Raw genomic sequence first — 23,615 nt, forward strand, 5'->3', positions numbered from 1 at the left:
CGCCGAACTCCCTCTCACGAGTCCACGCTTCGACCTGACCGATGCTACTGGCGTGACTGGTGTGACTAGAGTGACGATATGGAATCGTGAGCTAATTGCGACCTGACCCGCTGGCCCCACCGAGGGCTGCATGTCGGGGAAGGCGCTAACGGTCGGATACCCTGGCTGCCGATGAGCTCCCCTGTGTCCCCGGTCGCTCCGCCTCCATCCGGAGCCCACTACGACCTCTTCGTCGTCGGCTCCGGCTTCTTCGGCCTGACGATCGCCGAGCGCGTGGCGACCCAGTTGAACAAACGAGTCCTCGTCATCGAGCGGCGGCCGCACATCGGGGGTAACGCCTACTCCGAGCCGGAACCGCAGACCGGTATCGAGGTGCACCGCTACGGCGCCCACCTGTTCCACACGTCCAACCAGCGGGTGTGGGACTACGTGCGGCAGTTCACCGACTTCACCGGCTACCAGCACCGGGTGTTCGCGCTGTACAACGGCCAGGCCTACCAGTTCCCGATGGGCCTGGGCCTGGTCAGCCAGTTCTTCGGCCGCTACTTCACCCCGGACGAGGCCCGCGCCCTGATCGCCGAGCAGGCCGCCGAAATCGACACCGAGGACGCGCAGAACCTCGAGGAGAAGGCGATCTCGCTGATCGGCCGCCCGCTCTACGAGGCGTTCGTCAAGCACTACACCGCCAAGCAATGGCAGACCGACCCCAAGGAACTGCCCGCCTCGACGATCAACCGGCTGCCGGTGCGCTACACCTTCGACAACCGCTACTTCAACGACACCTACGAGGGCCTGCCCGTCGACGGCTACACGAAGTGGCTGGAGAACATGGCCGCCGACGACCGCATCGAGGTGCGGCTGGACACCGACTGGTTCGACGTCCGCGACGAGCTGCGCGCGGCCAACCCCGACGCCCCCGTCGTCTACACCGGGCCGGTCGACCGCTACTTCGACTACACCGAAGGCCGGCTGGGCTGGCGCACCCTGGACTTCGAACTCGAAGTGCTCGACACCGGCGACTTCCAGGGCACCCCCGTCATGAACTACAACGACGCCGACGTGCCCTACACCCGCATCCACGAGTTCCGGCACTTCCATCCGGAGCGCGCCTACCCCACGGACAAGACCGTGATCATGCGCGAGTTCTCCCGGTTCGCCGACGAGGACGACGAGCCCTACTATCCGATCAACACCGAGTCCGACCGCGCGCTGCTGGCCGCGTACCGGGCCAAGGCCAAGACCGAGACGGCGTCGGCCAAGGTCCTCTTCGGCGGGCGACTGGGCACCTACCAGTACCTCGACATGCACATGGCCATCGCCAGCGCGCTCAACATGTACGACAACACCCTGGCGCCGCACCTGCGCGACGGTGCGCCCCTGACCCAGAACGAGAACCCCGCATGAGTGACATCCCGACCGGCGCGCTGGCCGCCGGCGAATCGCGCGCCGTCAGCCTGCTGTCGCGCGTGATCCTGCCGCGGCCCGGCGAACCCCTCGACGTCCGCAAGCTCTATATAAAGGAATCCGACACCAACGCCCGGCGCGCACACGCGCCGACGCGCACCACGCTGGAGATCGGCGCCGAGTCCGAGGTGTCGTTCGCCACCTATTTCAACGCGTTCCCCGCCAGCTACTGGCGGCGCTGGTCCACGCTGGACTCGGTGGTGCTGCGCGTCGAACTCACCGGCAGCGCCCGCGTCGACGTGTACCGCACCAAGGCCACCGGCGCCCGCATCACCGTCGGCGGCACCGAGGTGACAGGCACCGAGGCCGAAACAGGCGTCGTCGAATTCGAGGTCGACCTCGGCCCGTTCGAGGACGGCGGCTGGATCTGGTTCGACATCACCACCGACTCCGAGGTCTCCGTCCGCAGCGCCGGCTGGTTCGCCGACTCGCCGGCGCCGGGCCGGGCCAACATCGCCGTCGGCATCCCGACGTTCAACCGGCCGGCCGACTGCGTCAACGCGCTGGCGGCGCTGACCTCCGATCCGCTGGTCGACGAGGTGATCGGGGCGGTGATCGTCTCCGACCAGGGCACGAAGAAGGCCAAGGACCACCCGGACTTCGAGGCCGCCGCGGCTGCGCTCGGCAACCGGCTGTCGATCCACGATCAGCCCAACCTCGGCGGATCCGGCGGTTACAGCCGGGTGATGTACGAGGCGCTGAAGAACACCGACTGCGAACAGATCCTGTTCATGGACGACGACATCCGCGTCGAACCGGATTCGATCCTGCGCGCGCTGGCCATGAACCGGTTCGCCAAGCACCCGACGCTGGTCGGCGGGCAGATGCTCAACCTGCAGGAGCCGTCACACCTGCACATCATGGCCGAGGTCGTCGACCAGGAGAACTTCATGTGGACGGCGGCGCCCAACGCCGAATACGACCACGACTTCGCCAAGTACCCGCTCGACGACGACGACGAGCGCAGCAAGCTGCTGCACCGCCGCATCGACGCCGACTACAACGGCTGGTGGATGTGCATGATCCCCCGCCAGGTCGCCGAGGAGCTGGGACAGCCGCTGCCGCTGTTCATCAAGTGGGACGACGCCGATTACGGGCTGCGCGCCGCCGAACACGGCTACGGCACCGTCACGCTGCCCGGCGCGGCGATCTGGCACATGGCGTGGAGCGACAAGGACGACGCCATCGACTGGCAGGCCTACTTCCACCTGCGCAACCGGCTGGTGGTCGCGGCCATGCACTGGGACGGCAAGGTCGGCGGCCTGCTCGCCTCTTCGGTAAAGGCGACGCTGAAACACCTTCTCTGCCTTGAGTATTCGACCGTCGCCATCCAGACCAAGGCGATGGCGGACTTCCTGGCCGGCCCCGAGCACATCTTCTCCATCCTGGAGTCGGCGCTGCCCGAGGTACGCAAGATGCGCGAGCAATACCCCGACGCCGTCGTGCTGCCCGGCGCCACCGCGCTGCCCGCACCGTCGGGCAAGGTGCGCCGCAAGATCCGCATCCCCACCAACAAGCCGGCCATCGCGATGCGGCTGACCCGCGGCGTGGTGCACCAGCTCAAGAAGGAGAACCCGGCCCACCACGAACGGCCGCAGCTCAACGTCGCCACGCAGGACGCCCGGTGGTTCCTGCTGTGCAAGGTCGACGGCGTCACGGTGACCACCGCCGACGGCCGCGGCGTGGTGTACCGCCAGCGCGACCGGGACAAGATGTTCGCGCTGCTGCGGGCGTCGATGCGCCAGCACATCCGGCTGGCCCGCAAGTTCAACCGGATGCGGCGCGTCTACCGCGAGGCGCTTCCGGTGCTGTCGAGTAAGCAGAAGTGGGAGACGGTGCTCCTCTCCCCGCATGAAGTGCGATGAACGATGGTTGACGAACCGCGCGGTGAGGACGCCGCGTTGGTGGCGGTACAGGCTGCCCTCGCAGGTCGCTCCGGTGTGCTGCCTGGCGCCCGCGCGCTGTCGCACTTCGGCGAGCACAGCGCGGGTTGGCTGGCCGTCGCCGGCGCCGGCGCCCTGCTGCAACCCTCGCGCAGGCGCGACTGGCTGGTCGCGGGCACCGGCGCGTTCGCCGCGCACGCGGCCGCCGTGCTGATCAAGCGCGTCGTCCGCCGGGAGCGCCCGCACCACCCGGACATCGCCGTCAACGTCGGCACACCGAGTCGGCTGAGCTTCCCGTCCGCACACGCCACGTCCACCACCGCCGCCGCGGTTCTGCTGGGCCGGGTGACCGGGTTGCCGCTGCCCGCGCTGCTGGTGCCGCCGATGGCGTTGTCGCGACTGGTGCTCGGCGTGCACTATCCCAGTGACGTGCTGACCGGCGTCGCGGTCGGTGCGGTGGTCGCCGAGGCCACCGCGCGTGCGGCCCACCGGAGAAGTGGAGTTTCGGCATGAGTGAGGAAGCGGCACCGGTCACCGGCCCGCCACGGAGCCTGCCCGCAGGCATCGTCAAGGCGATCCGGCCGCGGCAGTGGGTGAAGAACCTGCTGGTGCTGGCCGCGCCACTGGTCGCCCTCGGCGACGACCGGTTCACCTACGACTACCGCACCGTGCTGATCAAGGTGTCGGTGGCCTTCGTCGCGTTCTGCCTGGCGGCCTCCACGGTGTACCTGGTCAACGACGCCCGCGATGTCGAAGCCGACCGCGCCCACCCGACCAAGCGGTTCCGCCCGATCGCGGCAGGGGTGGTGCCCGAACGGCTGGCCTACATCCTCGCCGTCGTGCTGGGCGCGCTGTCGCTGATCATCTCGTGGCTGCTCACCCCGAACCTGGCGCTGGTGATGGCGGTCTACATCGCCATCCAGCTGGCCTACTGCTTCGGCCTGAAACATCAAGCGGTGCTGGACATCTGCATCGTCTCGTCTGGATTCCTCATCCGGGCCATCGCGGGCGGCGTGGCCGCCGACATCCCGCTGTCGCAGTGGTTCCTGCTCGTCATGGCGTTCGGCTCGCTGTTCATGGCGGCGGGTAAGCGCTACGCCGAACTGCAGCTGGCCGAACGGACCGGCGCCAAGATCCGCAAGTCGCTCGAGCGCTACACCACCACATACCTGCGGTTCGTGTGGACGATGTCGGCGACCGCGGTGGTGCTCTGTTACGGCCTGTGGGCGTTCGGGCGTGACGACCAGGGCGGCACCTCGTGGTTCGTCGTCTCGATGATCCCGTTCACCATCGCGATCCTGCGCTACGCCGTCGACGTCGACGGCGGCATGGCGGGGGAGCCCGAGGAGATCGCGCTGCGCGACCGGGTGCTGCAGTTCCTCGCCGTGGCGTGGATCGGGACCGTCGGTGCGGCAGTCATCTTCGGCTGACACGGTGCTGCCGCCGCGGCGACCGGACCCGGTGCGGACGGCGCGCGCGTCGGGGACCGTGCGACGGCTGGTCCGCGGCCCGGCGTTCCCGTACGACGTCACGGTGCGGGTGAGCCTGTGGGTGAGCGTCGTGCTGGTCGCGGTGCTGTTCGGCTGGGGCGCCTGGCAGCGGCGGTGGATCGCCGACGACGGCCTGATCGTGCTGCGCACGGTGCGCAACCTGCTGGCGGGCAATGGTCCGGTGTTCAACGCCGGCGAGCGGGTGGAGGCCAACACCTCGACGCTGTGGACGTACCTGATCACCGCGGGCGCCTGGGTCGGCGGGTCGGTGCAGCTCGAATACGTCGCGCTGGTGTTCGCGCTGGTGCTGTCGGTGGTCGGGGTGGTGCTGGCGATGCTCGGCACCGCCCGCCTCTACGCGCCGGGGCTGCAGGGCCGCCGCGCGCTGCTGCTGCCCGCGGGTGTCCTGGTCTACATCGCGGTGCCCCCGGCGCGCGACTTCGCCACCTCCGGCCTGGAGAACGGCATGGTCATCGCCTACCTGGGCCTGCTGTGGTGGATGCTGGTGGCCTGGTCGCAGGCCCTGCGCAACCCGTCGGCGACGGGCCGCGACGCGGTGAGCCGGCCCTTCGCCGCCGCACTGGCCTTCCTCGCCGGGCTCAGCGTGCTGGTGCGCCCCGAACTGGCGCTCGTCGGCGTCGGCGTGCTGCTGATGATGCTGGTGGCAGCCCGCTCCTGGCGGCGCCGGCTGCTGATCGTCGTGGCCGGCGGACTCCTGCCGGTGCTCTACCAGATCTTCCGGATGGGCTACTACGCCCTGATCGTCCCCGGCACCGCGGTGGCCAAGGACGCGACCGGCGCCAAGTGGACGCAGGGCTTCACCTACCTCACCAACTTCGCCGAGCCCTACCTGCTGTGGGTGCCCGCCGTCCTGCTGGTGCTCATCGGCGTGGTCCTGCTCAGCACCCGCAGCCGGCCGTGGTGGATCCGCCACCGGCCGCCGCCGGGCTACGGCCGGCTGGCCCGGCTGGTGCAGAGCCCCGCCACGGTGGTGCTGTTCATCGTGGTCAGCGGCCTGATCCAGGGTGTCTACTGGATCCGTCAGGGCGGCGACTTCATGCACGGGCGGGTGCTGCTGACCCCGCTGTTCTGCACGCTGCTTCCGGTCTCGGTGATCCCGGTCGTGCTGCCCGACGGCAGCCGCATCAGCCGGGAGACCGGATACCTGCTGGCCGGCGCGACCAGCGTGTTGTGGCTGGCGGTGGCGGGCTGGGCGCTGTGGGCGGCCAACTCGCCGGGGATGGGCCCCGACGCCACCCGGGTCACCGACACCGGCATCGTCGACGAGCGCCGCTTCTACGCGCAGGCCACCGGCCACGCCCATCCGCTGACCGCCGCCGACTACCTGGACTATCCGCGGATGCGGGCGGTGATCACCGCGCTCGAGAACACCCCCGACGGGGCGCTGCTGCTGCCCGCGGGCAACTACGACATGTGGGACGTGGTGCCCGCACTGCCACCGCCGCCGGACGCCGGCCCGGACTACGTCGGCCCGCACACGGTGTTCTTCACCAACCTCGGCATGCTCGGCATGAACGTCGGCCTCGACGTGCGGGTGATCGACCAGATCGGGCTGGCGAACCCGCTCGCCGCGCACACCGAACGCCTCGAGGACGGCCGGATCGGCCACGACAAGAACCTGTTCCCGGACTGGGCGGTGGCCGAGGGGCCGTTCCTGAAGATCCCGCCCTACCTGCCGACCTACCTCGACCGCGACTGGGTGGCCCAGGCCGAGGCGGCGCTGAAGTGCCCGTCGACCGAGGCGGTCCTCAACGCGATCCGCGGCCCGCTCACCCCGCGCCGGTTCCTGTCGAACGTGGTGCACGCCTACGAGTTCACCCAGTACCGCCTCGACCGGGTGCCGCGCTACGAGCTGATCCGGTGCGGTCTGCCCATTCCCGAACCCTTCGAGCCGCCCTACACCGGCATGCCGGCGACCGGGCCGTGACGGGCACCGGCGTGGCGTCGCCGATTTGTGACCCGCGCGCTTGGTCTGTTTGGGTAACGCCCGGGGCGGGTCGATGCGATATCCCGTTCGGGTGTCGTGCACACCCCAGTCGACGCTGCCCTGATGACCGCCGTGTGACGGCGCCGAACCGGTGGAGGACCGCAGATGCGTAGCACGTCAGCACCTGTTGGTGACCAATTCCACGAATCCGCCGGTGACTGCACCGCCACCCATCGATTTCCCCTCGGCGAGCACCCGCGCGCCGGGGCTCTGAGGTGCGCAAACGCACACCTCGACACCCGGCTCGAGCGCCGCTTTCCACGGGGCAGCAACGCTCGGGACGAAACCTGCAGGAGAGAGCGATCACACAATCGTGTGGTTGACTACACGGGCAACGCGGCCTGGTCTGGAGTGCCCGGACCGGTTGCGGCTTACGACAGATGGGATAGGTAGCAGTATGAGTTTCGTTGGGAAGATGCGCGACGCGGTGAAAGCCCTGCCGCGCCGGCTCACGATCGCGGCCGCGGTGGCCGCCGTGGTGCCCGGCCTGGTGAGCGTCGCAGGAGGCTCGGCGACTGCGGGGGCGTTCTCACGTCCGGGCCTGCCGGTCGAGTACCTCATGGTTCCGTCCGCGGGCATGGGCCGCGACATCAAGGTCCAGTTCCAGAGCGGCGGCGCCAACTCCCCGGGCGTCTACCTGCTCGACGGCCTGCGTGCGCAGGACGACTTCAACGGCTGGGACATCAACACCGCGGCGTTCGAGTGGTACGTCGACTCGGGCCTGTCGGTGATCATGCCGGTCGGCGGCCAGTCCAGCTTCTACAGCGACTGGTACAAGCCGGCCTGCGGTAAGGCCGGTTGCTCCACCTACAAGTGGGAGACCTTCCTGACCCAGGAGCTGCCCGCCTACCTGGCGTCCACCAAGGGTGTGAACCCGAACCGCAACGCCGCCGTCGGTCTGTCGATGGCCGGTTCCGCCGCGCTCACGCTGGCGATCTACTACCCGCAGCAGTTCCAGTACGCGGCCTCGCTGTCGGGCTTCCTGAACCTGTCCGAGGGCTGGTGGCCCATGCTGGTCGGCCTGTCGATGGGTGACGCGGGCGGCTACAAGTCCGAGGACATGTGGGGCCCGTCGAGCGACCCGGCGTGGAAGCGCAACGACCCGATGGTCAACATCGACAAGCTGGTCGCCAACGGCACCCGCGTGTGGGTGTTCTGCGGTAACGGCAAGCCTGCCGACATCAACGGCCAGGTCGAGGGCGACAACTTCAACGCGAAGTTCCTCGAGAGCTTCACGCTGCGCACCAACGAGACGTTCCAGGAGCAGTACCTGGCCGCCGGTGGCCGCAACGGCGTGTTCAACTTCCCGCAGGCCGGTACCCACAGCTGGGGCTACTGGGGCCAGCAGCTCCAGCAGATGAAGCCGGACATCCAGCGTGTGCTGGGTGCGGTGCCGCAGCCGTCTCCCGCGCCGGCACCGGCGGGCTGACAATCGCGCACTGATAGCAGCGGTCGGCGGCGGCGATCCCCTCGGGGTCGCCGCCGTCAGCCGTTTGCGGGGGCTTTTCGGCGCGTCCTGTGAGCGTGGTGTGATTCACTACCTGCGGGTTGGGCGACGGACGGACGTGAGGTGGGGCAGATGATGCGAGGGTTGTGGCGAGCGGTACTGACCGTGGTGGTGGCCGCGGGACTCTGGTCGGCCGTCGAGGCCACGTCCGAGACCACCGCGCGGGCCGACACCGTCGAGTACCTGATGGTCCCGTCGGCGGCCATGGGCCGCGCGATCCCGGTCGCCTTCCAGGGCGGGGGACCGCATGCGGTGTTCCTGCTCGACGCGTTCAACGCCGCCCCCGACGTCAGCAACTGGGTGACCGCGGGCAACGCCATGAACACCCTCGCCGGTAAGGGCATCTCGGTCGCCGCCCCCGCCGGCGGCGCCTGGAGCCTCTACACGAACTGGGAGCAGGACGGCAGCCGCCAGTGGGAGACGTTCCTGTCCTCCGAGCTGCCCGACTGGCTCGCCGCCAACAAGGGACTGGCCCCCAACGGGCACGGCATCGTCGGCGCCGCGCAGGGCGGCACCGGCGCGATGATGATGGCCACCTTCCACCCGGACCGGTTCCGCTACGCCGGCTCCATGTCCGGGTTCATGACGCCCTCGGCCACCGCGCTCAACGGAGCGATCACCGCCGGCCTCCAGCGGTTCGGCGGCGTGGACACCCGCAACATGTGGGGACTGCCACAGCTGGGCCGCTGGAAGTGGCACGACCCCGATGTCCACATCCAGCTGCTGGCGAACAACAACACCCGGCTGTGGGTGTACAGCCCGTCCACGCTGACGTGTGTCGACCCGGCCGCGATGATCGGTTACTGCGATCAGGCCCAGGGCAGCAATCGCGGCTTCTACCAGCACTACCGTGCCGTCGGGGGCAGCAACGGCCACTTCGACTTCCCGGCGGGCGGCGAACACGGCTGGGGCAGTTGGGGGCCGCAGCTCGGCGCGATGTCGGGCGACCTCGTGGCGGCCATCCGCTAGGCCGGCGGGCCTTTCGAGTCACCCGGAGCCCGGCAGGGCAGCCGGTACCGTGGAAGCGTGCAGCACAGCCAACGGCGGATCCTCCCGACGCTGCTCGTGCTGTCCGCGGTCGTCCTCGTCACCGCGTGTGCCTTGACCAACCCCGTGCTCAACCTCGACCAGACCTCGACCGCGGAGCCCCCGCCGGACGCGGCCGCGGGTGAGGCCGCCGACAGCGCTTCGGATCCGCCGGAGGTGGCCGCGCAGCCGGGCGCGCTGACCGTCACCGGCCAGCAGCGCCGCTACCTCGACGCGCTGAAGACCGCCGGGGTGCGCGCCACGAGCGATCTGCGGGCCCTGTCCATCGGTTCCACGGTCTGCCAGGCGCATGCCGCCAAACAGAGCGACCAGGCGGTGTGGGAGGCCATCCTGCCGCTCGTGCGCAGCGACGTGCGCGCCACCCGGCCGAATTCCATGCGAGTGTCGGCGAGCGAGGTCGACGACGCGACCGCCGACTACATTCGCATCGCAACAGAACGACTCTGCTAGCGCAGATCCGCGTACGCGAGGAGCCGAACACCCATGCCGAAATCCAGTCGACGTAAACGTCACCGAATCCTCGCCCTGGCCGCGGCCGGGGCGATGGCCCTGGTGGTGGTGCTGGTCGTGGCCATCATCGTGGTGGTGATGCGCAGGCCGGACACGCCGGAGACGGCGCTGCCGCCCACCGCGGTGCCGCCGACGGGCGTGCCGTCGACCGGTAAGCCGCGCCCGGAGTTCCAGGATGCGAGCTGCCCGGACGTGCAGCTGCTGTCGATCCCGGGGACCTGGGAGTCGTCACCGCAGCTCGACCCGTTCAACCCCACCCAGTTCCCGATCGCGCTGCTGCTGAACGTCACCAACCCGCTGCGCGCCGAGTTCGGCAACGACCGGCTGGAGATCTTCACGGTTCCCTACACCGCGCAGTTCCACAATCCGTTCTCCGCCGACAAGCAGATGTCCTACAACGACAGCCGCGCCGAGGGCACCCAGGCCGCGGTGAAGGCGCTGACGGACATGAACAACCGCTGCCCGCTGACCAGTTACGTGATCGTCGGCTTCTCGCAGGGTGCGGTGATCGCCGGCGACATCGCCAGCGACGTCGGCAACGGCCGCGGCCCGATCGACCAGGATCTGGTGCTCGGCGTGACGACGATCGCCGACGGCCGCCGCGAGACCGGGGTCGGGCAGGACGTCGGCCCGAACCCGCCGGGGGTGGGCGCGGAGATCACGCTGGCCGAGGTGCCGACGCTGAGCACCCTCGGGTTGAGCATGACCGGCCCGCGCCCGGGCGGCTTCGGACAGCTCAACGACCGCGTCTTCGAGATCTGCGCACCCGGCGACCTGATCTGCGCGGCGCCGGAGTCGGCGTTCTCGATCGTCAACCTGCCGCGGACGCTGGAGACCCTGGCGGGCGGCGCCGGGCAGCCGATCCACGCGATGTACGCCACACCGCAGTTCTGGCAGGTCGACGGCCAGTCCGCGACGCAGTGGACGCTGAACTGGGCGCGGGGCGTCATCGAGAGCGCACCGCAACCAAAACATGGTTGACACGTGACCGGAATGATTTGGCCGGTGCAGGCCGGTCACTTAACATTAAGAGAAAACTAAGACGGTGACCGACGGCCGGCACACGGCGTCGAGGCCGCCGCGGACCCACACCCGAGTAGCATCTTGGGGGTTTGGAGTTCGCGCGGTCCGTCGAGGAGGCTGCAGCGTCCCGTCGGTGCAACGCAGGCTTTGCGGGCCCGTAAGCCCGAAGTGCTTTGACAGGAGAGTGTGAGATGCCATTCCACAACCCGTTCATCAAGGACGGTCTCATCAAGTTCCCCGACAACGGGAACCTGGTGCGTCACGTCGAGCGGTGGGCGAAGGTGCGTGGCGACAAGGTGGCGTACCGCTTCCTGGACTTCTCCACCGAACGCGACGGCGTCGCCCGTGACCTCAACTGGAACGATTTCGGCGCCCGCAACCGGGCCGTCGGCGCGCGCCTGCAGCAGGTCACCCAGCCCGGCGACCGGGTGGCGATCCTGTGCCCGCAGAACCTCGACTACCTCGTCGCGTTCTTCGGCACCCTCTACTCCGGCCGTATCGCCGTGCCGCTGTTCGACCCGAACGAGCCCGGACACGTCGGCCGCCTGCACGCCGTTCTCGACGACTGTCATCCATCGGCGATCCTGACCACCACCGAGGCCGCCGAAGGGGTGCGGAAGTTCTTCCGGACCCGGCCGGCCAACCAGCGGCCGCGTGTCATCGCCGTCGACGCGGTGCCCGACGAGGTCGGTGCCACCTGGGAGCCGGTCGACGTCAACCAGGAGACCATCGCCTACCTGCAGTACACCTCGGGGTCGACCCGCATCCCGACCGGCGTGCAGATCACCCACCTCAACCTCGCCACCAACGTGGTCCAGGTGATCGAGGCGCTCGAGGGCGAGGAAGGCGACCGGGGCGTGTCCTGGCTGCCGTTCTTCCACGACATGGGCTTGATCACCGTGCTGCTGTCACCGATGCTCGGCCACTACATCACCTTCATGACGCCGGCGGCGTTCGTCCGCAGGCCCGGCCGCTGGATCCGCGAGATGGCCCGCAAGGAAGGCGACACCGGGGGCGTCATCTCCGTCGCCCCGAACTTCGCGTTCGACCATGCCGCCGTCCGCGGTGTGCCCAAGGACGGCGAGCCGCCGCTCGACTTGAGCAACATCAAGTGCATCCTCAACGGCAGCGAGCCGATTTCGGCGGCCACGGTGCGCCGGTTCAACGACGCGTTCGGGCCGTTCGGGTTCCAGCCCAAGGCGATCAAGCCGTCCTACGGTCTGGCGGAGGCCACGCTGTTCGTGTCCACCACACCGATCAGCGCCGAGCCGCGGATCACCTACGTCGACCGCGACGAACTGAACAACCACCGCTTCGTCGAGGTGACCGAAGATTCGCCGAAGGCCGTCGCGCAGGCGGGTGCGGGCAAGGTCGGCGTCGCGGAGTGGGCGGTCATCGTCGACCACGAGTCGGCCACCGAGCTGCCCGACGGCCAGATCGGCGAGATCTGGATCAGTGGCCAGAACATGGGCACCGGCTACTGGGGCAAAGAGGAAGAGACCCGCGAGACGTTCCACAACATCCTCAAGTCCCGCACTGAGCCCAGCCACGCCGCGGGTGCGCCCGATGACGCGACCTGGGTCCGCACCGGCGACCTCGGCGCCTACCACGACGGCGAGCTCTACATCACCGGCCGCGTCAAGGACTTGGTCATCATCGACGGCCGCAACCACTACCCGCAGGACCTCGAGTACTCGGCGCAGGAGGCCACCAAGGCGCTGCGCACCGGGTTCGTCGCCGCGTTCTCGGTGCCGGCCAACCAGCTGCCCGACGAGGTCTTCGAGAACGCCCACGCCGGTCTGAAGCGCGACCCCGCCGACACGTCCGAACAGCTCGTGATCGTCGGTGAGCGGGCGCCGGGCGCGCACAAGCTCGACATGGGCCCGATCGCGGACGACATCCGCGCCGCGATCGCGGTGCGCCACGGCGTCACCGTGCGCGACGTGCTGCTGACCCCGGCCGGCGCGATCCCGCGCACCTCGAGCGGCAAGATCGGCCGCCGCGCCTGCCGCTCGGCCTACCTCGACGGCAGCCTCCGCAGCGGGAAGGTCGCCAACGCCTTCCCCGACGAGACCGACTGACGAACGGGCCCCGCCCTTCCCACACACACCCGCCGCGGGCGGCGAAAGAGATGAACATGTCTGAAACACCGAACAATTCGCCCTCCGTGCAGAACCAGCCGGTCGTCGCGCAGGGGGAAGGCCATCTCGTCGCCTCCGGCGACGGTGGTCCGCTGAGGCCCGCGCAGGTCGACATGACCGTCGCCGAGATGCGCGAATGGCTGCGCAACTGGATCGCCAACGCCACCGGGCAGAACGCCGACTCCATCGACGAGTCGACGCCGATGGTGGAGCTCGGCCTGTCCTCGCGCGACGCGGTCGCCATGGCCAGCGACATCGAGGACCTCACCGGCGTCACGCTGACCGCGACGGTCGCGTTCCGGCACCCGACCATCGAATCGCTGGCGACGGTGATCATCGAGGGCGAGCCCGAACGCGCCGACGACGGCGCCGACGATCAGGACTGGAGCCGCGAGCGTGACGTCGAGGACGTCGCGATCGTCGGTATCGCGACCCGCTTCCCGGGCGACATGGACAGTCCCGAGGAGATGTGGCAGGCGCTGCTCGAGGGCCGCGACGCCATCACCGACCTGCCCGAGGGGCGCTGGGAGGAGTTCCTCGCCGAGCCGCGGATCGCCGAGCGTGTCGCCAAGGCGGCCACCCGGGGCGGCTACCTCAAGGACATCAAGGGCTTCGACGCCGAGTTCTTCGCGCTGTCGAAGATGGAGGCCGACAACATCGATCCGCAGCAGCGGATGGCGCTCGAGCTGACCTGGCAGGCGTTGGAGCACGCCCGCATTCCGGCGTCGAGCCTGCGCGGCGAACGGGTCGGCGTCTACATCGGCGCGTCGAACAACGACTACAGCTTCATGTCCGTCGCCGATCCGTCGGTGGCACACCCGTACGCGATCACCGGCACCACCAGCTCGATCATCGCCAACCGGGTCTCGTACTTCTACGACTTCCGCGGACCGTCGATGGCCATCGACACCGCGTGTTCCAGCTCGCTGGTCGCCGCACACCAGGGGGTGGCCGCGCTGCGCTCGGGCGAGGCCGACGTCGCCGTGGTCGGCGGTGTCAACGCGCTGATCACCCCGCTGGTGACCATCGGCTTCGACGAGGTCGGCGGCGTGCTGGCGCCGGACGGCCGGATCAAGTCGTTCTCGCAGGACGCCAACGGCTACGCGCGCTCCGAGGGCGCCGGCATGCTGGTGCTCAAGCGGTTGAGCGACGCCCGGCGCGACGGCGACGACATCCTCGCGGTGATCGCGGGCAGCGCGGTCAACCACGACGGCCGGTCCAACGGCATGCTGGCGCCCAACCCCGACGCGCAGGCCGAGGTGCTGCGCAAGGCGTACAAGGACGCCGGCATCAACCCGCGCGACGTCGACTACATCGAGGCGCACGGCACCGGAACCATCCTCGGCGACCCGATCGAGGCCGACGCACTCGGCCGCGTGGTCGGCCGCAACCGGCCGGCCGACAAGCCCGCGCTGCTCGGCGCGGTGAAATCCAATCTCGGACACCTCGAGTCGGCGGCCGGTGCGGCCAGCCTGGCGAAGGTGGCGCTGTCGCTGCGCAACGACAAGCTGCCGCCGTCGATCAACTACACCGGCCCGAACCCGTACATCGACTTCGACGCGGTGCGGCTGAAGGTCAACGACACCGTCTCCGACTGGCCGCGCTACAGCGGCCACGCGATCGCCGGTGTGTCCGGCTTCGGCTTCGGCGGTGCCAACGCGCACCTGGTGCTGCGCGAGGTGCTGCCCAGCGATCTGGTCGAGCCCGAACCCGAGCAGGTGGTCGAGGTGACCGCCGAGCCGAACAAGCCCGCCGTGTACGTGGGCGGGGTCCGGATGGACGAGTACGGCGAGTTCGTCTCCAGCGACGATGATGACGACGCACTGGACACCCCGGCCGCGGCCGCCGAACCCGAGTACGAGCTGCCCGGCCTGACCGACGAGGCCCAGCGGCTGATCGAGGCCGCCCGCCAGGAGCTCGAGGCGAAAGGACAGCCCACTCCGCTTGTCCCGCTTGCTGTTTCGGCATTCCTGACCTCCCGCAAGCGTTCCGCGGCCGCCGAGCTGGCCGACTGGATCGACAGCGAGGAGGGCCGGGCGGCGTCACTGGAGGCGATCGGGCGGACGCTGTCGCGCCGCAACCACGGCCGCTCCCGCGCTGTGGTGATGGCCCGCGACCACGACGAGGCCGTCAAGGGGCTGCGCGCGCTGGCCGAGGGTAAGCAGAGCCCGAACGTCTACAGCGCCGACGGACCCGTCACCAACGGTCCGGTCTGGGTGCTCGCCGGATTCGGCGCCCAGCACCGCAAGATGGGCAAGGACCTTTACCTGCGCAACGAGGTCTTCGCGGAGTGGATCAACAAGGTCGACGCGCACGTTCAGGACGAGCGCGGCTACTCCGTCGTGGAATTGATCCTCGACGACGCCATCGACTACACCAACGAGACCTGCGAGTACCCCATCGAGGTCGTCCAGACGGTGATCTTCGCCATCCAGATCGCCCTCGGTGAACTGCTCAAGCATCACGGTGCCAAGCCCGGCGCGGTCATCGGCCAGTCGCTCGGCGAAGCGGCCGCGGCGTACTTCTCCGGCGGCCTGTCGCTGGAGGACGCCACCCGCACCATCTGCTCGCGCGCCCACCTGATGGGTGAGGGCGAGGCGATGCTGTTCGGCGAGTACATCCGGCTGATGGCGCTGGTGGAGTACTCGGCCGACGAGATCAAGACCGTCTTCTCGGATTACCCGGGACTGGAGGTGTGCGTGTACGCCGCCCCCACCCAGACGGTCATCGGTGGTCCGCCCGAACAGATCGACGCGATCGTCGCCCGCGCCGAATCCGAGGGCAAGTTCGCCCGCAAGCTGCAGACCAAGGGCGCCAGCCACACCTCGCAGATGGACCCGCTGCTGGGTGAACTCTCAGCCGAGATCCAGGGCATCGAGCCGCATCCGCTGCAGACGGCGTACTACTCCACCGTGCACGAGGGCAGGCTGATCCGGGCGGGCGCCGACCCCATCCACGACGTGGACTACTGGAAGAAGGGGCTGCGCCACAGCGTCTACTTCACCCACGGCATCCGCAACGCCGTCGACAACGGGCACACCACGTTCCTCGAGCTCGCGCCGAATCCGGTGGCGCTCATGCAGGTCGGGTTAACGACGTCTGCCGCTGGACTCTACGATGGCCAGCTGATCGCGACGCTGGCCCGCAAGCAGGACGAGGTCGACTCGATGACCGCGGCCATGGCTCAGCTGTTCGTCCACGGCCACGACCTGGACATGCGCACCCTGTTCCCGCGGCGCTCGCGCGGGCTGGCCGGCGCGCTGGACTACGCGAACATCCCGCCGACCCGGTTCCGGCGTAAGCCGCACTGGCTCGACGTGCGCTTCAGCGGCGACAACGCCGGCGTCATGCCGGGTAGCCACGTCGCCACCCCGGACGGCAGGCACGTGTGGGAGTACGCGCCGCGCGGCGCGACAGATTTGGCCGTGCTGGTGAAATCTGCTGCCGCGCAGGTGTTCTCGGATGCCGCGGTGACAGCGGCCGAGCAGCGCGCGGTGCCCGGCGAGGGCGCCCGCCTGGTCACCACGCTGACCCGTCACCCGGGTGGGGCGTCGGTGCAGGTGCACGCCCGAATCGACGAATCGTTCACGCTGGTCTACGACGCGATCGTCACCCGCGGCGGTCAGGCTGTCGCGCTTCCCGCGGCCGTCGCCACGGGAACCGTTGCGGCGCAGGGCGAGGCGCTGGCACCGGCGGAGCCCGAGGCCGACGACGACGCGGCGATCCTGTCGGACAACCTGACCCAGGGTGCCAATCTCGGTGCGGGCCTGGGCAAATGGTCACCGGATTCCGGTGAGACGGTGCGCGACCGGCTGGGACTGATCGTCGGCGGTGCCATGGGTTACGAGCCCGAGGACCTGCCGTGGGAGGTGCCGCTGATCGAGCTCGGCCTGGATTCGCTGATGGCGGTGCGGATCAAGAACCGCGTCGAATACGACTTCGACCTGCCGCCGATCCAGCTGACCGCGGTGCGTGACGCCAACCTCTACGCCGTCGAGCAGCTCATCGTCTACGCGATCGAGCATCGCGACGAGGTCGACCAGCTGGCGGAGTCGCAGAAGGGCAAGACCGCCGAGGAGATCGCCGCGGAGCAGGCCGAGCTGATGGGCGGGGCGTCCACGGTCGCCGAGCTCGAGGAGAAGCTGGCGGCCGCCGGACATCCGCTGGGTGAGGCGGCGGCCGAACAGGCCGCCGAACAAGCCGCGGTGCTGTCCGGGGCCAACCTGACGACGGCGACCACCCAGGTGCCCGATCCGCAGGCCGAGCCGAGCACGCAGGACGACGACGCCCCGGCCATCCCGGCACCGCCGACCGATCCGTCGGGTCCGCTGTCCGATGTCGCGGCCGGGGCCGCTCCGAAGGCGGACATCCCTGCGCCGCCGACCAATCCGGCCGGGCCCTCGGCGGCCAAGTCCTCGGCGGCCAAGTCGTCGGCGGCCAAGGCGGCCGCGTCGGTGCTGACCCAGGAGGCCGTCACCGAGGCGCTCGGGGCCGACGTGCCCCCGCGTGATGCCGCCGAGCGCGTCACGTTCGCGACGTGGGCGATCGTCACCGGTAAGTCGCCGGGCGGCATCTTCAACGAACTGCCGAAGGTCGACGCCGCCACGGCGGCGAAACTGGCCGAGCGGCTGACCGAACGCGCCGAAGGCACCATCACCGCCGAGGACGTCACGTCCGCCACGACCATCGAGGAGCTGGCCACCACGGTGCGCGAGCATCTCGAGTCCGGCAAGGTCGACGGGTTCGTGCGGGTGTTGCGCGCCCCGTCGGAAGGCGGATCGCAGATTCCGGTGTTCGTGTTCCACCCGGCCGGCGGGTCGACCGTGGTCTACGAACCGCTGCTCAAACGCCTGCCCGCCGACGTCCCGATGTACGGCATCGAGCGGGTCGAGGGCTCCGTGGAGGAGCGGGCGGCCGAGTACGTGCCGAAGCTGCTGGAGATCAACGGCTGGACCGGCGGTCAGACGGGCAAGCCCTTCATCCTGGCCGGCTGGTCGCTGGGCGGGGTGCTGGCCTACGCGTGCGCCATCGGACTCAAGCAGGCCGGTGCCGACGTGCGGTTCGTGGGGCTGATCGACGCGGTGCGCGCCGGTGAGGAGGTGCCGCAGACCAAGGAGGAGACCCGCGCCCGCTGGGAGCGGTACGCCCGCTTCGCCGAGCGCACGTTCAACGTGCAGATCCCCGAGATCCCGTACGAGGAGCTGGAGAACCTCGACGACGAGGGCCAGGTGAAGTTCGTGATGGAGGCCGTCGCGGCCAGCGGCGTGCAGATCCCCGGCGGCATCATCGAGCACCAGCGCACGTCGTATCTCGACAACCGGATGATCGACACCGCCGAGATCAAGCCGTACGACGGGCACGTCACGCTGTACATGGCCGACCGCTACCACGACGACGCGATCTACTTCGAACCGCGATACGCCACCCGGCAACCCGACGGCGGCTGGGGTGAGTTCGTGTCGGAGCTCGAAGTGGTCCCGATCGGGGGTGAGCACATCCAGGCGATCGACGAGCCGTACATTGCCAAGGTGGGCGCTCACATGAGCGAGGCCATCAACCGGATTCACGGCGAAGCGCAGGAGAAGCAGGGGAAGTGACGACCGCGGACGTAACGCCCACCAAGCCCAAGACCACTGCCGAGAAGCTGGCCGAACTGCGCGAGAAGCTCGAGCTGGCCAAGGATCCCGGCGACGAGAAGGCGAAGGCGCGGCGCGACCGCAAGGGCCTGCCCAGCGCCCGCGCCCGCATCCACTCGCTGCTGGATCCGGGCAGCTTCCTGGAGATCGGTGCGCTGGCCAAGACGCCGGGAGACCCGAACGCACTGTTCGGTGACGGTGTGGTCACCGGCCACGGCACCATCAACGGCCGGCCGGTCGGGGTGTTCAGCCACGACCAGACGGTGTTCCAGGGTTCGGTCGGCGAGATGTTCGGCCGCAAGGTGGCCAAGCTGATGGAGTGGGTGGCGATGGTCGGCTGCCCGATCATCGGCATCAACGACTCCGCGGGCGCCCGCATCCAGGACGCGGTGACCTCGCTGGCGTGGTACGCCGAGCTCGGCCGCCGCCATGAGCTGCTGCGCGGTCTGGTGCCGGAGATCTCGATCATCCTCGGCAAGTGCGCCGGTGGTGCGGTGTACTCGCCGATCCAGACCGATCTGGTGGTCGCGGTACGCGACCAGGGCTACATGTTCGTCACCGGGCCCGACGTGATCAAGGACGTCACCGGTGAGGACGTCAGCCTCGACGAACTCGGCGGCGCCGACGCGCAGGCCCGCTACGGCAACATCCACCAGGTCGTGGAGGACGAGGCCGCGGCGTTCCAGTACGTCCGCGACTACCTGGAGTTCCTGCCGCCCAACACATTCGACGACGCCCCGATCGTGAACCCGGGGCTCGAGCCGGAGATCACCCCGCACGACCTCGAGCTGGACACGATCGTGCCGGACGCCGACAACATGGCCTACGACATGCACGAGATCCTGCTGCGGATCTTCGACGACGGCGACGTGTTCGACGTCGCGGCCAACCAGGGGCAGGCCATCATCACCGCGTTCGCGCGGGTCGACGGCCGCTCGGTGGGCGTGGTCGCCAACCAGCCGATGTACCTGTCCGGATCGATCGACAACGAGGCGTCCGACAAGGCCGCGCGGTTCATCCGGTTCTGCGACTCCTACAACCTTCCGCTGGTCTTCGTCGTCGACACCCCGGGCTTCATGCCGGGCGTCGAGCAGGAGAAGGGCGGCATCATCAAGCGCGGCGGCCGGTTCCTCAACGCCGTCGTCGAGGCCGACGTGCCGAAGGTGACGATCACGATCCGCAAGTCCTACGGTGGCGCGTACGCGGTGATGGGCTCCAAGCAGCTCTCGGCGGACCTGAACTTCGCCTGGCCGACCGCCCGCATCGCGGTGATCGGCGCGGAGGGCGCGGCGCAGCTGTTGGTGAAGCGGTTCCCGGATCCGACCGCGCCGGAGGTGCAGAAGATCCGCGCCGACTTCATCGAGGGCTACAACCTGAACATGGCGACGCCCTGGATCGCGGCCGAGCGTGGCTTCATCGACGCGGTCATCGAACCGCACGAGACGCGGTTGCTGCTGCGCAAGTCGATGCGCCTGCTGCGCGACAAGCAGATCAACCGCGTGCAGCGCAAGCACGGCCTCACCCCCATCTAAGTACTCAGCTCACTTCTCACCTCGCACCTCTCACCTCGCACCTCTCACCGCGACGGTGCGTGTCTGCACACGACATGCCGAGCCCCTCACAGGAGTCTGCGCACGCTCGCGGAGAGTCGAGGGTGCATGGTGGTCGGTACCGTCGGTTCGTATGCGCGATTCAGAGGTGACGGCCGACGTTCCGGCCGATGTGGTCGAACCCGTACAACCGCGGCGTTCCCGCGTGCGGTGGCGCCGCACGGCGATCGTGTCGGCCATCCTGCTGCTCCTCTTCGGGGTGCCGTGGTGGACGCTGCTGCTGGCCGGCACCGCCTGGCCGACGCCCGTCGTCGCCGCCGGTAGCGCGGTGTTCGCGGCGGCGTTCGTCGCGCTGCCGGCGCTGCTGTTCGTCGGCCGCGGCCGGCGGCGCCCCGACTGGGTCTCCGCCACGGCGGACGCACTGCTGGGCGTGGCGTGGGTGCTGTTCGTCTGGTCTGTGCTCGGGAACGTCCTGCGGCTGGTCCTGCTTCTCGCCGGAGTCGACGATCCGGTGCGGGGCCGGACGGTCGCGGCCGCGGTTCTGGCCGTGGCGGTCGTCCTCCTGGTGTGGGGATACGCCGAGGCGATGCGGGTGCCGCGGATAAAGACCGTCGACATCGGCATCGACGGGCTCGGTCGCGGCCTCGACGGTCTACGCGTCGCGATGATCACCGATACGCACTACGGCCCGATCGACCGCGCCCGGTGGTCGGCGGCCGTGGTGTCGCGCGTCAACGACCTCGGCGCCGACGTCGTCTGCCACGTCGGCGACATCGCCGACGGCACCGTCGAGCAACGCGAACCGCAAGCCGGCCCGCTGGCGGACGTGACGGCCGCCTGCGCCCGCGTCTACGTCACCGGCAACCACGAGTACTACAGCGAGGCGCAGGCCTGGCTGGACTACATGGAGCGCATCGGCTGGGACGCCCTGCACAACCGGCACATCGTCGTCGAGCGCGGCGGTGACCGGCTCGTGGTGGCGGGCGTGGACGACGCCACCGCCAAGGCGTCCGGTGTCCGCGGGCACGGTGCCAACCTCGACGCCGCCCTCGCCGGTGCGGATCGCAGCCTGCCGGTCCTGCTGCTGGCACACCAGCCCAAGCAGGTCACGCACGCCGCCCGCGCCGGGGTGGACCTGCAGATCTCCGGCCACACCCACGGCGGGCAGATCTGGCCGTTCAACTATTTGGTGCGTCTGGAGCAGCCGGTCGTCCAGGGACTCAGCCGGCACGGCGAGAGGACGCAGCTCTACACCAGCCGCGGCACCGGGTTCTGGGGTCCGCCGTTCCGGGTCTTCGCGCCGAGCGAGATCACGCTGCTCACGCTGCGCCGCACCTGACCGGCCGCGCGCGTGCGTACGCTCGCGATGAGTTCAGCGTGCGCTCGCGGTCTATCCGGCATGCGAAAGATCAAGGCCGGACTGTTCATCGCGCTCGACGGTGTCGTCGAGGCGCCCGACCAGTGGCACTTCCCCTACTTCGACGACGAGATGGGCGAGGCCGTCGGTGCGACACTCGGCGCAGCCGACACCGTGCTGCTGGGCCGCAAGACCTACGACAGCTTCGCCGGAGCGTGGCCGCAGCGGGAACGCGACGGCGGTGAGGACGCCGAATTCGCCAAGCAACTCGGCGACATGCGCAAGATCGTCGTCTCACGGCAGCAGCTGCGGTTCGACTGGCGCAACACCGAACAGCTCGCGGGCGAGCTCGTCGACGCCGTCACCGCGCTCAAAGCCGAGCCGGGCGGTGACATCGCGATGAGCGGGTCGGTGTCGGTGGTCCGACAGCTCCTCGACGCCGGCCTGCTCGACGAACTGCATCTGTTGGTGCACCCGATCGCGGTGCGCACCGGCGAGCGGCTGTTCGACAGCGGTGGCCCGGCACTGCCGCTGCGGTTGCTCTCCTCGCAGACCTTCTCGACCGGCGTGCTGAACCTGGTCTACGCGCCCGCTGATGCCCCACCGGCCGTGGGTTACGACGAAGCGAAGAAGCACATCGCGCAGCGCAGCTGAACCCCCGCTTGGCCACCGGCGCCGCACGTGGCCCGTAGGATTCGCCCATGCCGCTTGCGGAGGGGGAGAAGATCGCCGACTACACCGTCGTGCGATCGCTTGGTTCCGGCGGTATGGGCGAGGTGTATCTGGCCCAGCATCCGCGGCTGCCGCGCCAGGACGCGCTCAAGGTGCTCTCGGCCGCGGTGTCCGCCGACGACGAGTACCGCCAGCGGTTCCACCGGGAGGCGGAGATCGCCGCGACGCTGTGGCATCCGAACATCGTCTCCGTGCACGACCGCGGCGACGTCGGTGGCCTGCTGTGGATCTCGATGGACTATGTGCAGGGCACCGACGCGGCGCGGCTGCTCGCCGAACGCTATCCGAACGGTATGCCGCCCGACGTGGTGGTCCGCATCATCACCGGGGTCGCCCTCGCGCTCGACTACGCCCACCAGCGTGGCCTCTACCACCGCGACGTCAAACCCGCGAACATCCTCATCGCCGACCCGGGCACACCCGACGAGCGGGCGATGCTGGCCGACTTCGGGATCGCCCGCCAGGCCGGCGACACCGGCGGTCTCACCGGCACGAACATGACCGTCGGTACGGTGGCCTACGCCGCGCCCGAGCAGCTGCGCGGCGACCACATCGACGGGCGGGCCGATCAGTACGCGCTGGCCGCGACCGCCTACCAATTGCTCACCGGCACACCGCCGTTCACGCACTCCAACCCCGCCGTGGTGATCAGCGCCCACCTGACCGCCGAACCACCGGCCATCGGCGAGGTGCGCCCGGAACTGTCCGGCCTCGGGCCGGTGATCGGCCGGGCCCTGGCGAAGTCGCCGGACAAGCGGTTCGACCGGTGTATCGATTTCGCGCGGGCGCTCGAACACCGCATCGGCACCGACGACGCCACGATGGAGACGGTCTCGTCCAAGGCGGCGGCGATGCCCCGGCACGCGAAACCGGTGGAGCCCCGCACGCGGCGGACGCGGCTTCCCATGGTCGCCGCAGCGGTCGCGGTGGTGGCCCTGGCGGCCGCGGGCGGGTTCTGGTTCTCCCAGCGCGAGGAACCCAAGACGTCCGCGGATCCCGCCCTGCCGGTCGTGGTCGTCGGCGCGGACTGCGCGACGATGGGCGCCGCGGGCGTGACGCCGACCGGCACCCCGGCCTACTGCGCCCGCCTCACCGACACCAACGAGACGATCTGGTCGAAGTACCAGGGCGAGTTCGACAGCCCGTCGGTGCCGGCCGGGATGCAGCCCGACGAGGCGAACGTGCGGGTGTGCATGGAGCAGACCAATCAGTCGCAGGCTGACTGCGACACCGCGATCGACCGCCACAACGCCGCGAACGGCTGACC

The 23,615-nt window shown here is 69.5% G+C and carries 15 protein-coding genes; all 15 read left to right on the plus strand.

Features of this window, described 5'->3' with window-relative positions:
* The first annotated feature begins 171 nt into the window (after window positions 1-171).
* The 15 genes from glf to G6N30_RS22820 all read left to right on the plus strand — a co-directional run bounded on the left by glf (window position 172) and on the right by G6N30_RS22820 (window position 23,613).
* Entirely contained in the window at window positions 172-1,404 is a 1,233-nt protein-coding gene (glf, locus tag G6N30_RS22750; RefSeq protein WP_134057227.1) for a UDP-galactopyranose mutase, read from the plus strand.
* Entirely contained in the window at window positions 1,401-3,329 is a 1,929-nt protein-coding gene (locus tag G6N30_RS22755; protein ID WP_134057225.1) for a glycosyltransferase, read from the plus strand. Before glf ends, G6N30_RS22755 begins: the two co-directional genes overlap by 4 nt.
* A 3-nt stretch (window positions 3,330-3,332) precedes the next feature.
* Window positions 3,333-3,860, plus strand: a complete 528-nt coding sequence (locus G6N30_RS22760) for a phosphatase PAP2 family protein (RefSeq protein WP_134057223.1) — start codon at window positions 3,333-3,335, stop codon at window positions 3,858-3,860.
* Window positions 3,857-4,777: a decaprenyl-phosphate phosphoribosyltransferase gene (locus G6N30_RS22765; RefSeq protein WP_134057221.1), complete on the plus strand. Its 921-nt coding sequence runs from the start codon at window positions 3,857-3,859 to the stop codon at window positions 4,775-4,777. Before G6N30_RS22760 ends, G6N30_RS22765 begins: the two co-directional genes overlap by 4 nt.
* The gene (gene zomB / locus G6N30_RS22770; protein WP_163687743.1) at window positions 4,755-6,785 is read left to right on the plus strand and encodes a terminal beta-(1->2)-arabinofuranosyltransferase; all 2,031 of its coding nucleotides are present in this window, start codon (window positions 4,755-4,757) and stop codon (window positions 6,783-6,785) included. The genes G6N30_RS22765 and zomB overlap by 23 nt, the downstream gene beginning before the upstream one ends.
* Before the next feature lie 457 nt (window positions 6,786-7,242).
* Complete coding sequence (locus G6N30_RS22775; RefSeq protein ID WP_134057219.1) at window positions 7,243-8,274, plus strand: esterase family protein; 1,032 nt, start codon at window positions 7,243-7,245, stop codon at window positions 8,272-8,274.
* A gap of 150 nt (window positions 8,275-8,424) precedes the next feature.
* Window positions 8,425-9,321 (plus strand): alpha/beta hydrolase-fold protein, encoded by an 897-nt coding sequence (locus G6N30_RS22780; RefSeq protein WP_134057217.1) that lies wholly within the window; start codon window positions 8,425-8,427, stop codon window positions 9,319-9,321.
* 57 nt (window positions 9,322-9,378) lie between these two features.
* On the plus strand, window positions 9,379-9,849 hold the full coding sequence (locus G6N30_RS22785) for a DUF732 domain-containing protein (protein ID WP_134057215.1): 471 nt from the start codon (window positions 9,379-9,381) through the stop codon (window positions 9,847-9,849).
* Window positions 9,850-9,882: 33 nt separating this feature from the next.
* Complete coding sequence (gene culp6, locus G6N30_RS22790; protein WP_134057213.1) at window positions 9,883-10,890, plus strand: carboxylesterase Culp6; 1,008 nt, start codon at window positions 9,883-9,885, stop codon at window positions 10,888-10,890.
* A gap of 233 nt (window positions 10,891-11,123) precedes the next feature.
* Window positions 11,124-13,013: a long-chain-fatty-acid--AMP ligase FadD32 gene (gene fadD32 / locus G6N30_RS22795; protein ID WP_134057211.1), complete on the plus strand. Its 1,890-nt coding sequence runs from the start codon at window positions 11,124-11,126 to the stop codon at window positions 13,011-13,013.
* 50 nt (window positions 13,014-13,063) lie between these two features.
* Window positions 13,064-18,670 (plus strand): polyketide synthase Pks13, encoded by a 5,607-nt coding sequence (gene pks13, locus G6N30_RS22800; RefSeq protein ID WP_163687745.1) that lies wholly within the window; start codon window positions 13,064-13,066, stop codon window positions 18,668-18,670.
* Window positions 18,667-20,241 (plus strand): acyl-CoA carboxylase subunit beta, encoded by a 1,575-nt coding sequence (locus G6N30_RS22805; protein ID WP_134057209.1) that lies wholly within the window; start codon window positions 18,667-18,669, stop codon window positions 20,239-20,241. The genes pks13 and G6N30_RS22805 overlap by 4 nt, the downstream gene beginning before the upstream one ends.
* A 151-nt stretch (window positions 20,242-20,392) precedes the next feature.
* The gene (locus tag G6N30_RS22810) at window positions 20,393-21,598 is read left to right on the plus strand and encodes a metallophosphoesterase (RefSeq protein ID WP_134057207.1); all 1,206 of its coding nucleotides are present in this window, start codon (window positions 20,393-20,395) and stop codon (window positions 21,596-21,598) included.
* 60 nt (window positions 21,599-21,658) lie between these two features.
* On the plus strand, window positions 21,659-22,270 hold the full coding sequence (locus G6N30_RS22815; protein WP_134057205.1) for a dihydrofolate reductase family protein: 612 nt from the start codon (window positions 21,659-21,661) through the stop codon (window positions 22,268-22,270).
* A 47-nt stretch (window positions 22,271-22,317) separates the two neighbouring features.
* Window positions 22,318-23,613 carry a serine/threonine-protein kinase gene (locus G6N30_RS22820; protein ID WP_134057203.1) on the plus strand — a complete coding sequence of 432 codons (1,296 nt, stop codon included), beginning with the start codon at window positions 22,318-22,320 and terminating at the stop codon, window positions 23,611-23,613.
* The last annotated feature ends 2 nt before the right edge of the window (window positions 23,614-23,615 follow it).

The organism is Mycolicibacterium litorale (assembly GCF_010731695.1).
Taxonomy (GTDB): domain Bacteria; phylum Actinomycetota; class Actinomycetes; order Mycobacteriales; family Mycobacteriaceae; genus Mycobacterium; species Mycobacterium litorale.